We start from the raw sequence: 13,301 nt of genomic DNA, 5'->3' as shown, positions 1-13,301 counted from the left end.
AGGGGCCCCGCCACATCGAGCAGGGTGTCGCCCGTCCTGACGGTGTACTGGCGGTCGCCGACCGCGATCCGCGCACCGTCGCGCAGGCAGGCCGCGCCCGCGTTGGCGGTGGCCAGGTCGGTGGCGGTGGCGGTGGTGCCGGAGGTCGTGGGCAGCGCCTCGGCGAGCGTGGCGAAGGTGTCCTGGGCACCGGCGGCGCAGATCGCGCCGATCGTGACCGTGCTGCCGCTTCCGGTGGCGAGGGGGTGGGCGGCGTTGGCGGCCAGCACGTCGTACAGGTGCAGCTTCGGGCCGCCCCGGCCGGCGATCCAGGTGCGGGCGTCCTTCGCGGTGGCGCCGTTGGACAGCGGATAGGTGAAGGTACGCAGCCCGCTGCGGGCGGCCTGGACCATCTGGCGTGCCAGCAGCAGGAAGAAGTCGGCGAAGACCCAGGAGGCCACCGAGAGCGACTGGGCGTCCGTGTTGGCCGACGGCGGTGCCGGGGCGGGTTTCTCCGTCTGGGCCTGGACGAGCAGTTTGTTGAAGTCCGCGCGCAGGGCCTTCAGCGCCCCCGTGCCGATCGTGTTGTACCCGTCGAGGGTGTAGGAGGTGCCGGAGGGGAGGGTGAACCTCAGTCCGGGGGGCATCGGGAAGACCGCCGCGGGCTTGGGCGTCGTGGCCTTCCCGGCCGCGGCCTTCTCGTCCTCGGTCGCGGCGCCGACGGTGACCACGAACTGCTCGGCGAGGAACGTCGCGACGGCGTCCGGCGGGATCGGGGTCGCTCTGTCGTCCGCGCTGACCAGGACCTTGTTCAGCAGATGGGCAAGTTGTGCGTCGGTGACCTGTCCGGCGCACACCTCGTCGTAGGTCAGCTTGCCGTCGACGTCGTCGCGGATCGCCGCGACGGCCCAGGCGAGCACCCGCTTGCACAGCACCTCGAAGGAGCTGTCCTTCCCCGCCCCGCCCGGCTGCTCCTGACCGGCCGGGGGCACCGAGTCCAGGGACAACAGGGCGACGCAGACGGCCTGTTGCCGGGCCGGCTCGGCCGGTGCGTACTCGTCGGCGGCCATGGACAGGGGGCTCAGCAGATGACCGGAGAGCGGGTTGGCCTTCTTGTGCTCCTCGTCCGCGGGCTTCAGCCGTGTCCAGTCCACGGCCGATGCGGCGGGGAAGAGGGGACCGCCGCCGTCGACCGCGCACGCCACCAGCATCGCCGGTCCCGGAGCGACGGCGGACAGGGGCCGCAGCTCGGTCAGCCGGCGGTCGCTCGCGCCCGCCAGTACCCCCATGGCCACCTGCCCGTCCGGCAGCCAGGGGGCCTTGCCGTGGTTGGGGAGGGTGAAGGTCTCCTTCAGGTGGAGGGAGAAGCTGAAGTGGAGCGTGATCGAGACCAGCCACAGGTCGATCTTCACGCTCGCGGAGACCTCGACGGAGACCAGGACGCTGATGGCGAGGCTGACGTACGCCTCGTAGGTCATCTGCACGTACAGCTTGATGTCGACGTCGACCTGGGCCTTGATGACCGCGAAGTCGACGCTGCCGTAGAGCTTCCCGGCGATGCCGACGCTGCCCTGGAGCCAGTAGTAGTTGGTGGTCTGCAACTGGGCGCGGTCGTCGGCGCCTTGTGAGGGGGGCAGCGCCTGGTACGGGTTCCAGGTCGCGATGATGCCTTCGAGCACGCCGAACAAGGTGAGGCTGAAGCCCGCCTTCAGGACGCCGTACTCGACCGACTTGCCGAAGCCGACGCGCAGCCCGAAGCCGAAGACGATGACGGGATTGAAGGTTCCCAGGGCCGGTGCCGCGGGCAGCTTGGGGGTCGCGGCCGCGGGGAGCTTGCCGAAGTAGAAGCCGCCGGAGCCGAGCATGGGGAGGCCCGGTGGGATGATTCCCTCGATGCTGAACGAGCGGGTCCAGTCGCCGTTCTTGGGGAAGCCCACGTCGATGAGGAAGTCGCCGTTGGTGTAGACGGCAACGCCGAAGATCGGCAGGGTCAGCGAGTAGGCCCCGACGCTGAGATGGCGCATGGTGTCGGGCAGCGCGATCTCCGCCTGATAGACACCGAGGTCCTTGCTGAGCTGGCGGTACATCACCTGGAAGTCCAGGCCCTTGAAGACCTTGGCCGCGTCACCGTCGAGCGCGACCCGCAGGCCGTACAGGCTGGGGTCGTTGAATACGGCCTGGAGGGTCACCAGATAGCCGGGCTTCTCCGCCGCGGGTGTCCTTGGTGCGCCACCGCCGCCGGACGCGCCACCGCCGTTCGCGCCGGCGGCCCCGCCCAGCCGCAGCACCCCGAAGTCCGCCCCGACCAGCCAGTCACTGGCGGCGTCGAAGGTGACCTCGGGGATCTCTCCCGGCTTGGTCCCGCTCAGCTTGGCCATCGCCTCGATCGCCGCCTGGACGGTGGCGGCCTTCTTCAGCTCGTCGCTGGTGACGTGCTGGCCGAGGGTGAGCAGACGCAGGTCCAGGTATTTCCCGCCCTGGCCGGGAGGGGCGGGCGCGTCACCGGGCGTGCTCGCGTCCCACGGGCCGAGGGTGCCCGAGTCGCCCCTGGCGGAGTCGCCGACATTCCAGGGGAACGAGCCCGTGATCGACACCTTGACGCCCTGCTTCGACGTGCCCTTGGCGTAGTCGACGTTGATCCCGTCGATCCGGGCGAAGCCCAGCTCGATCGGGTCGAGGGCGACCCGGAAGCCCATTCCCGCCCGCTCGGGAGTCTTGGAGTTGAAGGTGTAGCGCAGCTTCAGGCCGCTGAGCTTGACGCTGTCCAGGATGTTCCACGGCGCCTCCAGACCGAACCGCGTGCCGGTCAGCCAGGAGACCATCTCCTCGATCAGCCAGCCGATGGTGACGGTCTCGGTGAGGGCGAGCACTGCGGTCCAGTCGCCCTTGTCGCCCGGTTCGAGCGTGCCCTCCAGTCCGCGCCAGGTGAGGAAGGTCTTCTTCTGGTGGAGGTCGTGGCCCAGTGTGATGTCGATGCCCTGCCACCGGATCCCGGCCTCGATCCGGCCGGACTTGGTGGTGCCGTCGGAGGCCAGGCGGACGGCGGCGTCGACCGCAGCCTCCAGGAAGGGCACCTGCCACCGCTTTGCGGTCCTGCCGCTGAGCTCCCATGCCCCGGTCTTCGACACCAGTCGCACGTACAACCCCTGGATCTGGAGGTCGTAGGCGGGATCGATCTTCCAGCCCAGATACCGCTCGGCGAGCTTGGCGATGCTCACCGGATCGCCGGTCTGCCGGGCCTCGAAGGTCCATTGGGTCGTCGGCGTGTGGCTGCCGACGACGTCGAGGGCGAGCTGGCCCGGTCCGGGCAGCAGGACCAGGCGCCCGGCCACGCGTCCTTGGCGGCTGCCCGGTACGGAGTCGACGAGGAGGGAGAGGTTGCTGAGCGTGAAGACGCCCACGGTCAGGGTGGCCTTCAGGCCGGCCGACACCGTGGTGGCCCGTCCGAGATGGTCGTGCCGGAAGGCGAACTCCGTGATCTCCGGCGTCGAGAGCCCGTCCAGCGTGACGCCGGGCAGGAACGCCGCGAGCAGATCCGTGATCTTGACCGTGCCGTGCGTCAGCTGCCCGGAGAAGACCATCTCGGGTGTGGTGGCGGCGACGACGACGACCGCCTCCCCGATCGAGAACGTTCCCCGGAACCGGGTGGCCACGCTCCGGTCGGCGAGGCTGCCGGGTGCCGAGACAGTGGTCTCGACCTCGATCTCCTTCAGAGCGATGGCGCCGAGGAGCGGCACGGCCTTGGTGGTCGCCATGGTGAAGGTCAGGCTCTCCGCCGCCTTCTTCTTCGGGTCGTAGCAGACGCCGAGTGCCGTGAGCCCCAGATCGTCCAGGTGCGTGAACGGGGCGGGCAGCCTGGTGAGGTCGACGCCGCCGGCCAGGTTGAAGAAGCGCCCCGCGGTGGCCTGCTTCGGGTCGAGGGAGGCGGTGAGCAGCCATGGGGTGGGCGGGGCCGGGAGCGGCAGGGCGAGCTCCGCCGTGGGACCGCCATCGATGCTGATCTTGGTGCGCAGTGCGCCATGGGAGAGCTTCGGCCGCTCCGCGACGGCCAGGTTCAACTCGAGGTCGTGGAGCTGGATCCACTCCAGTCCGGGGAGTCCACCGGTGTCCTGCCAGGCCACGGAGAGCCGAGCCTCCACGAAGCCGCCGGGAGCGGTGAAGACCAGGGTGATATGGGGGTGGTGCGGGAAGTCGATGCCGGTCCCGGTCACCGTGATCTTGGTGATCGCGCCCTCGCCCCCGGCGGGCTCGCGGACGATCGCGGCCTGCTGCAGGGTCACCGGCCCGGAACCCACCAGCGTGCCGAGGAAGGCCCGCCATCTGCCGGGAAAGGATTCCGCCAGGAGCAGGGTGCTGTTCTTGAGGGCCTGGAGCAGTTCCCGATGGAGGGCTTCCAGTGGTGCCTCCGGGGCGGCTCGACCAGCGCGGACCTGGGGTCGTGGCTGCTCGGCATGGCGCTGCGCGAGATAGGCGAGAGCGAGATTGATCTTGTCGTTGGCGGGCGACCGGTAGAAGTCGGCGACCCCGCGGAAGTAGTCGTGGTAGGTTCCGCTGCCGCCGCCTTCCTCGCGGTAAGCGAGGATCGGCTTGGCGAAGATGTCCGGGGGCCTGTTCTGCTCGGACCACAGCCGCAGATAGTTTCTCATCTGGTCGGCCGCGGCCTGGAGTTCGGTCAGGTGGTGCCGGCGCGGGTTGGCCGCCAGGCTCGTGGTGGGGTACAGCACGGTGCCCGGTGCGACACCGCTGACCTCTCCGTTGACGCGGTAGTACATCGAGCCGAAGTTGAGGGCGAGAGCGGTGGTATTGGCGCCTTCGAACACCGGCGGACAGGTGCTGCACCGCAGCAGGTAGTCGAAGAGCTCCGGTGGCACGCGCCCGACCTGTGCCCACAGCACCTTTTGCCCGGCGGGGACCCACTGGTCGCCGGTGGTCAGCCAGTTCAGGGAATCCGCGAGGGAGGCCCCCGTGCAGACATCCCAGAATTTGACCCTGAAGGATGCCTTGGCCTTGTCCGTCAGGTACCCCTTCCGCACCCAACGCGCCCGGTTGGCACGGTCGGTGTCGGGATCGAGTCTCTCCCACTTGACCTGGCCTCCGGCCAGCAGCCTGCGCACCGGATCGAAGTGCTTCGCCGGAGCCTTGTCGGCCTCTTCGCCCTCCGAGTCGTCCCACCAGAATTCATCGAGATTGACGATGACGACCGGCAGGGCGCCTTTGTGGGTGGCGCCGGCCGGCGTGCGCTGCGTCGCCAGGACGCCGGTCGTCAGCAGCACCACCTGTTCGTAGGGCGCGCTCGAGAGGGGATTTCCGATGGATCTGTTGTCCCGGTCGAAGCGGGTACGAATGCCGTAGGTGGTCAGCAGCGCGCAGGTACCGGTCCCCTTCGGGGGGTGCACGCGTTGCACCAGCGCCTTCAGGGCTTCGGCCTGCCGACGCGATGTCTCATCCGAACTGTCGGTATACGGTGTCCAGTTGAAATCACTGATGTCGGGAACGGAAAGCTGCATGGCCCGCTGCCGGAACGTCGCGCCTCCCAGCTCCGGCTGCTGTCCGAGCGGAAAGCGCTGCTCCCCGATCCACAGATCATCGGGCCCGAGCGTCCACTGGAAGGGCTGGACCTGGAGGTAGTAGCCGACGTTCAACTGGCTGGGCTTCATCTCGCGGTCGCAGGCGGCGCTGAGGCCGAAGGCCACCTGAGGCGTCGGCGGTGTGGCGCCGTCCCACTTCACCAGCTCGACGTCTCCGCCTTTGTACTTCCCCTTGTTCTGGCCCGCCGACCATCTCAGGAGCTTGCGCAGCTTCTCCGCGGTGCCGGCCGCGTGGCCCGTGCCTTCCTCGTACAGCACCGTCGCGAGTTTCTTGTACCCCAGCCCGGGGACCTTCCCCTCGGGAGGGGAGAAGAGCCGGTCAAGGAGGCGGACCCCCGCGACCTGGTGACCCTGGCCCGGGCCGGAGCCCACGAACACCCGGATCTGCTTCTCCTTGGCGAGGACCTCGCGCAGTCGTTCCAGATTCTTCTCGACGTCCTCCTTCCGGTATGCGGCCGTACCGGAGACGAACGAGCCCAGCCAGGTCAGGAAGTCCCAGCGCATCATCGACCCCCTTCGCTCTCCGCGATCGGCTGCCTGGAATCCTCGGCGTGCTGCGCATCCTTGGCGTACTGCGCGTACCAGCCGAGGCCGGAGGGTTTGCCGCCCGACTCGGGGTTGCCGAACAGAAAGAACGACGTCGCCCCGGAGGGTGGAATCTTCAGCAGCCCCAGGAAGCGGAGGGCGATCTGTGTGAGCATCAGCAGGAAGGTCTTCTCGTCGTTGGCCAGGGTCAGCCGCACCTGGCCGATGGAGAGCTTCAACACGTTCTCCAGGCGTAGGAGTTCTGTGCCGCCGCCGGTGCCGGGCAGTTCCAGGCCGACGAAGACCGTGGGGGAGGCCGCGGTACTGGACGTCGCCCAGGCGAGCAGGAGCGTGGCGGCCAGTCCCACGTCGCCCGCCAGCTTGCCGGGGCTGCCCAGGTCGATGCCGAAGCGCAGCCCGTACCACGGCTGCCGGTCCAGGCCGCGGGTGGCCACGTCGGTCACCACCGGAAGGAAGCCCGTGGCGGCCGGAGCCCGCTTGGCGTCTCCGCACTCCAGCCCCTTCAGGCTGAGCGCGAACTGCCGGGCGAGGCCGTTCTCGCGCAGGGTGCTGCGGGCCGGATCGAAACGGATACCGTCCGGCGCGAAGGTGAACGTCGGGGCGCTGCCGCTCTTCGCCGACATCACCAGGTCGAGGCCGGAGAAGCTCAGCCCCTGCCGGGGGGCCGTGCCGTCGGCCTGCGGGGGACCGCCGTAAGAGAAGAGGTCCACCGGCACGTTCCGGCCGTCGCGCGTCGCGTGCGGTACGCCGAAGTCCAGAAATCCGGTGAAGCCGAAGGCGGAGACGGTCTCCTCGCCCGTGGAGCGGGTGGCCATCCGTACGCCGGACACCTCGATCCGGCGCAGAATGTCGTTGTCGAAGCGGAACGCGGTGGCGGCCTCGGTGGACAGCGCGTAGTCGGGTTTGCCGCCGGTGGCCTGGAAGGCGCCGCTGAGCACCACCGTGTTGTACGGGTTGGCGCCGCTGCCCGTCATCTCCTTGACCGGCATGCCGAACATCCGGTTCACGGTGAGTTGCACGGTGCTGCTGAAGCGCCGCACGCCGCTGCGGGCGAAGAGCGCCTTGAGCGTCAGCACCCGGAAGGCGTAGTCGGCACCCGGTGCCGGCGGGACCGGCGGCTTGCCGGTCAGTTCCGGGTCGGCATAGTGGATCAGACCGAAGACCGAACTCCTGTCGTCGATGACGGGGCCCGGTTCGGTGAGCTTCAGGTGGCTCATCTCGACGCCGATGTGGTGTGCCCGGAACAGTTCGGGTCTGGTGACGCCGGCGCTGATTCCGGCGAGTTCCGTCGGCAGGCGGCTGATCTCGGCGCGCAGGACGAGGATCCCGGTCCAGTTCTCGTCCTGGGCGAGCTCGTTGAACGCACGGAAGTAGTCGGCGTCCTCGCCGGTGTGTGCCGTGGCGTCGTCGAGGTAGCTCCGCAACCAGGCCGAGAGCGCCGCCAGTTGCCGCCCGTCGGGCCGCCCGCCGATCGCGGGCCAGGCGAAGTCCTCGGCCTGGGTCCAGGTCTGCGGCGTGGCGACCAGATCCGCGAGCCGGCCCTTGCGGGCCTTGACGATCAGGACGTTGGAGTAGTCGCCGGGGGCGTTGTCCCCGACCTCCGCCCGCAGCCGCCAGCTCTCGACGTTGATCTCGTTGCGGAAGACCGGGGCCCCGATCGCCCCGGCACCGGTCGTGCCGAGATGGGCGGCGTTGGCGGCGACGAGGAAGAGCCCGTTGGTCTGGAACGCCTGGCGCAGCTTGTCGTCGGGGGCGTCGAAGGCCAGTTGAAGCGTATCGCCGCTGGGCAGGGTGTTCTGTCCCAGCAGGATCCCGTCCCATTCCCCGTCGTTCTTCAGTGTGACGACCACGCCCGCGGGTGTGCTGGCTGTCCTCCGGCCCTGGGTCCGCGCGGGCGCGGGTGACTCTCCGGCCGCGGCGGCCTTGGAGAGCGCGGGCGAGCCACTGCCCTGGGCGAGCGCGGCGCGGCGCACGGGGGCCAGCACGGTGTGCTCCACCGCCACCAACTGGTCCGCGGTCATCGCGCCCGCGCCGGGGTCGAGGGATACCCCGGCGTAGGGCATCAGGGGGAAGACGGCCGCCCCGTCCTTGAGCGTGACCGCGGGGTCCACCCAGCCGAGCAGCCCGGAGTGGTCCGGGTTGATCACCTCGTCCCTGCCGTACAGTGCGGCGCCGCGCGGCTGGGCGACATAGCTCATGGTGTCAGGGTGCGACGGGGCCGACACCGCCGACACCCAGGAGGTGAGGTACCGGCCGTCCAGCACCTTGGCGGGGTCCACCGGCGGGCCGACCGGGGAGGCGGACTCCAGGGGGAAGACGGGGAGGTAGGCGGGCCTGCCGGGGACGAATCTGAGCCGGTCGCCCTGGTACGTCGCGCTCTTCGGCCGGAAGCCGAGGTGTTCCGTCCCGTCGAGCGCGCACAGCAGCTCGCGTTCCCCCGCTCCGTCCGGACCGTCCACCGCCAGCACGAAGTCGCCCGCGGGCGCGGCCTGGAAGCGCAGGCCGCCGCCGGCCACGATCCCGCGGGCGAGCACCAGGCGGGCGGCGTTCGGGGTGGTCTCCAGGGGGCCGGGGACGGGGATCAGGGTGACCTTCTTCCCGGTGGCGGTGCGGTAGTGGGAGCGCAGGCGGGACGCCGTACCGTCATTGCCGAAGACGAACACGCTCCGGTCGGCGGCGAGGGCGTTGAGCGGGTCGCCAGGGTCGATCCGTGCGGCCAGCTGTACGTAGGCGTTCGGCTTGGGCTCGTCGGTGGCCAGTGGCAACCACTGCGCGGCGGCGGGCACCGGGCCCTTGGCCGGGATGACGATCTGGAAGCCCCAGGACAATCCGCCGTGCAGATAGGACCGTTGCAGGGCGATATGGAAGCGCAGGCAGCCGCGTCGCGGTCCGGCGAAGTCGAGGGAGGCGGACGACACCGGTTGTGCCTCCTCCTGGGAGGGCTTGGCGGTACCGGTCAGGATGACCGCCCGGTTGCCCGGACTCAGGCTCAGGTCGAGTTGGTCACCGGTGAGGCTCAGGGCGACGCCGGACTGCACCGACAGCCCCAGCCTGGCCTCCGCGCTGCCCGATTGCAGGAGCGGCGCGTCGAGCGCGGCTTTGACGGTGGAGCCGTTGTCGTCGATCGCCATGGCGGAGACGCCCATGTCGCGACCGTTGTCCGGATCGCGCAGCCACGCGATATGCCGGTGGCCGGGAAGACTGGTCATGGCGGCTTCGAGCCGTTTGACGAAGCCGTCCAGGTCGGCGTCGACGGACTTCGGCCTGCTCGTGGTGAAGAGAAAGGAGCTGCCTTTGACGCGGTACGCCTGATCGAGCCCGATGGTGTCCGGGAGCTTGGAATCCCGGGGCTCGGGCATGAGAAACCCCAACCAGCCTGGGGCACTGGCGTCTTCGGCGCGATAGAGCGGCGAGGCCGGGTAGCGCGTGAAAGTCGTCATGGCCTTCCCTCCACCGGCTGCCGCGGGATCGGTGCGGCAGCCGGCGCGGCAGCGGTCAGGGAGAGGTGAAGGTGAGGGCCGAGGCGAGGGTGGTCCTCTGGGGCGGCTGCCCGTAGCCGCCCTTGAAGTAGCCGATGGTGAACTTCTGCTTCGACGGGAACTTGTACGTCAACACGGCCGTGCCCGAGCTTTCGTCCTTGGAGGGCTTCCCCATGGCCACGTACGCCTTCTCCTTGTCGTACAGGTCATCCACCGAATCCCCCTTCCACAGGCCGTACCAGTCGCCGTCGGACATCGGATGCTTGCCCTTGGGCACCATGTAGTCGAACTCCACGTAGTCGGCCGACTTGTCCTTGAGAATGCACGACGGGTGGAACTGACCGATCTGCTTCTTGTTCTCGTCGATCAGCACCAGCGCGCAGATGTTCTTGACGTCGGTCCCGACCGCGAAGCCCAGCAGGTGCTTCTTGGAAGGGGTCTCGACCTGCCACACGCCACTGCCGGTGGGCGAGTCCAGGTTCACCGACGTCGAGGCGATCGGCTTGCCCGGCGGGACGTTCAGGGTCGACGCCTGCCAGAGGAAGAGGGTGTTGCCGTTCTGGTTCGGCACATTGCCGTCGATGGTGTTGATCGTGTAGTTGAGCAGGGTGCCGGAGCCGCCCGTCACCGTGAACTTGGTGGCAAACGTCGTCTCGGCGAGGTCTGCGATGACCTCGGGTTCCGCAATACCTACCATGGTGTTCCTTCCCTTGAGGATCGTCGGCCCAGGGCTCCCGGGCGGGCAGCGGCCCGCGTGCGGCCGGCTCCTGTTGACGGGCGCGCGTCAGTGTCCCAACCGCCGATTCCTGTCGATTCCCGCGCGACCACGCCGACGGCATGGCGGCCTGTACGGCTCGCGCAGGCGTACTGGACCTCCGGATCGCGTCGATCCGGAGCCGGTCAGTATTTCTCGTGGCATATGCCTAGCCGAACGAGCGCGGCAGGAAACGGGCCGAGAGGGTGATAGCGGGCCGGGAGCTCCACAGACACCTCGATCGGCGCAGAAGCGATCGCGGTTGCCTGGGCGACCGGGTGTTGTATGCAGACCGATGTCCTCCGGGTGTGAGCCAGGTCGGGTACGGCACGCAGGCGGAGAGCGACCGGACCCCGCCCGCTGACGACGTGGTCGAAGGTCGGGAGGTCGCTGAAGAAGCCGGTGCTGCGACCTTCGTCGGGTAGTCGGCACGCGCCCGGCAGCAACGGGCGCAGCGGCTCGGCCAGCCAGGCGTACGGAGAGGCGTCGGCTCGTTGGAAGAGCCGCTCGGTGATGCCCGGGAGGGTGCCGCGGTAGCCGGCGACCCGGCCGTAGTCCTCGCAGCGGTCCTCCCAAGGAAGGTTGAAGGCCCGGATGGTGCGCGCGGTGAAGGCGGCGAAACAGATTCGGCGATCGATCTCCGGGCTATGCTGACCCGGCGAGCGCCGAACCGTGCGTTCCTGTCCCGCCAACTGCTTCTGGAACGGGCGCCGCGAAGGCCCCTGGACGCCATCGAGCACTTGGTCGGCCTCCAGGCACAGGCCCCCAATCCGCCTTACGTCGGGCTGTGGTCACGCATCAAGGATTTCGTCCCGGACGACTTGTCGGACCTCCTGGCGGACAGGGCCGTCGTTCGGATCATCCTGGTGCGCTGTACGGTCCACCTCGTCAGCGCCACCGACTGCCTCTCGTTGCGGTCGACCGTGCAGCCTTGTCTCGACCGCGCCGTGGGGCCCCAAGGCCAGCGTCGTTTCAAGGGAGTTGAGCCCGACGAATTGGCCTCCTTCGGCCGTGCGCTACTCGGGGAGGAGCCGCGCACCACCCAGCAGCTGGGTCTGCCTCTCAGTGAGCGGTGGCCTGACGCGGATCGAGCTTTGCCGAATCGCGCCTTGCGCGCCGTGATCCCTGTGGTGCAAATCCCGCCGCGGGGGCTCTGGGGTCAATCCGGCCGGCCGACCTGTGCGACGGCTGAGGCATGGATAGGTGGTCCTCTGGATCCAAGGCCGTCGCTCGCCTCCCTGGTGCGCCGCTATCTTGCGGCTTTCGGGCCGGCCACGGTTGCCGACATCCAGGCATGGTGCGGGCTCACGCATCTTCGCGAGGTCGTCGAGGCCGAGAGCCGGGAGTTGGTCAGTTCACCGATGAGGCGGGAAACGAGCTGTTCGACCTGCCCGACGCGCCCCGTCCCGGCCAGGAAGTCGACTGCCCGGTACGACTACTTGCCGAGTTCGACAACGCCGTGCTGTCCCACGCCGATCGCTCCCGAATCATCAGGAGCGACGACCAGAAGCGGATCAACACGAAGAATGCCCAGGTACCCGGGACGGTCCTCGTGGACGGTTCGTACGCGGCCGATGGCACCTCGAACGGGAACGCAAGCGCTTGGCGCTCGTCATCACACCGTTCCGGACACTGTCCGCCGCCGAGCGAGCCGAGCTGGCGGAAGAGGGCATCGGCCTGCTGCGGTTCATGGCGCCGACGACGCAGGGTGTGGATGTGATCATCCGTTCCGGCGAGGGCGATGGACGGGCTGCCGACTCGTAGGCCGGGCCACGCGCGCTGGTCACTCGCTTCGGCTCGGACTCTGTGTCGTTCTCCGAGAAGACGTGGCCTCGGTAGCTGAGATGGGAACGGGTGTCCCCGCCACGCGCCACGGGGGCTGAACGCATGACGGGGCCGTTCGGGGGACCGCTGCGGTCGGCTCCGCGTAGCGGCGTTCGCCGACGCCGTCTGCTGGGCGTCGGCCTCACCGCGTGCAGGAAGGCCAGTCAGTTGGTCGTGCGACAGTTCCCTGGCTTACCGAGGACTGAAGCGGAGCGTGCACGGTGACGCCATGACGCAGCGACATCAGGACACCGGTCCTCCAGTGAGAGAGGCGTGCCGCCACCGTGCTCACCAGATCACGGACGCCAGACGGGCGGTTGCCCGCTTCGCCCGACGGGTTTTCTACCGGTTGAGTTGCCTGGCGATGTGCAGGAACTCGTCCTGGGACATGAGCGGGTCGCCCGCTTCGACGGTGATGGTATAGCCGCTTTCGGACCAGGTGACGGATCGGCTACCGCGAGCGTGCTGTTGGAAGCGCGCAGGGTGTCCGTCGATGACCACCGGGGTGCCGGCGGTGATCGAGGTCTCGCCCGCGGTCTCCGAGATGCTCACGTATCCGGCCTGACCTCCCTTGTCGAGGTTTCGCTGATAGGTGGTTGTCCAGGCGGGTTTCCGGGCCCTTACATAGGGCGGGTTGGAGCGGTTTCCGGGGGCGATGACGGTGTCCGTCTGTGTGTAGCCGTGCGGAAGGTAGTGGGGGCGGTCGAGGTGGGAGCCGTTGAAGGGCGTGATGGTGGAGTGCGTGACGCTGTCGGTGATGTCCCTGTCGCCCGCCGGCTTCGAGAGTGCGGTGCTGACCAGACCGTCATGAGGGTCGTCGCACACGGTGTTCTCGGAGACGAAGGGGTGCCGTTTCCGCGTGAGCACCAGGGTGATGGTGCGGGCGGCCTCGTGCGCCTGCAGGTTGGGCTTGTCTTCGCAGCTGGACCAGTCGACGGGCGTGGTGAGGGTACGGCCGTCGCTGCTCATGAGCACATCGCCACGGACAGCCGCCTCGTGGATATGCGAGTGGTCCCATGCGACCCAGCCGGCCACGGCGGAGACGATGCAAGCCGAGACGGTTAGGGCCCATCCGATGCGGCGGCGTCGCGGTTCCTTGCGGGGCACGGTCACTCATTCCATGGAGGGAGG

Annotated in this window: 6 protein-coding genes; 1 reads left to right on the top strand and 5 read right to left on the bottom strand. The window is 68.9% G+C overall.

Annotation, left to right across the window (positions count from 1 at the left end; all coding sequences use genetic code 11):
- The 4 genes from RZ84_RS07150 to RZ84_RS38820 form a co-directional block, all read right to left on the bottom strand.
- The coding region (locus RZ84_RS07150; RefSeq protein ID WP_198539948.1) for a hypothetical protein at positions 1–6,074 on the bottom strand (6,074 nt) is incomplete at its 3' end.
- On the bottom strand, positions 6,071–9,553 hold the full coding sequence (locus RZ84_RS07145; protein WP_157878786.1) for a hypothetical protein: 3,483 nt from the start codon (positions 9,551–9,553) through the stop codon (positions 6,071–6,073). The genes RZ84_RS07150 and RZ84_RS07145, both read right to left, overlap by 4 nt.
- 55 nt (positions 9,554–9,608) lie before the next feature.
- Positions 9,609–10,289: a hypothetical protein gene (locus RZ84_RS07140; protein WP_043263580.1), complete on the bottom strand. Its 681-nt coding sequence runs from the start codon at positions 10,287–10,289 to the stop codon at positions 9,609–9,611.
- 203 nt (positions 10,290–10,492) lie between these two features.
- A complete protein-coding gene (locus tag RZ84_RS38820; RefSeq protein ID WP_043263579.1) occupies positions 10,493–11,086 on the bottom strand; it encodes a hypothetical protein in 594 nt (197 codons plus the stop codon).
- A gap of 862 nt (positions 11,087–11,948) precedes the next feature.
- Here RZ84_RS38820 and RZ84_RS40740 point away from each other — a divergent pair.
- Complete coding sequence (locus tag RZ84_RS40740) at positions 11,949–12,110, top strand: hypothetical protein (RefSeq protein ID WP_241777611.1); 162 nt, start codon at positions 11,949–11,951, stop codon at positions 12,108–12,110.
- A 402-nt stretch (positions 12,111–12,512) separates the two neighbouring features.
- Here the strand turns inward: RZ84_RS40740 and RZ84_RS07130 are convergent, their stop codons facing one another.
- Positions 12,513–13,277 (bottom strand): hypothetical protein, encoded by a 765-nt coding sequence (locus RZ84_RS07130; RefSeq protein ID WP_063772743.1) that lies wholly within the window; start codon positions 13,275–13,277, stop codon positions 12,513–12,515.
- Between the last annotated feature and the right edge of the window lie 24 nt (positions 13,278–13,301).

Origin of the sequence: Streptomyces sp. CT34, from assembly GCF_000805335.1 — a bacterium.
Lineage (GTDB): Bacteria > Actinomycetota > Actinomycetes > Streptomycetales > Streptomycetaceae > Streptomyces.
Note: the sequence above shows the minus strand (reverse complement) of the source record. Positions and strands in the feature narration are given on the sequence as shown.

Bases quoted from the DNA above. Each gene is read 5' to 3' on its own strand.
- RZ84_RS07145 (WP_157878786.1), bottom strand. From the start codon at position 9,553: ATGACGACTTTCACGCGCTACCCGGCCTCGCCGCTCTATCGCGCCGAA.
- RZ84_RS07140 (WP_043263580.1), bottom strand. From the start codon at position 10,289: ATGGTAGGTATTGCGGAACCCGAGGTCATCGCAGACCTCGCCGAGACG.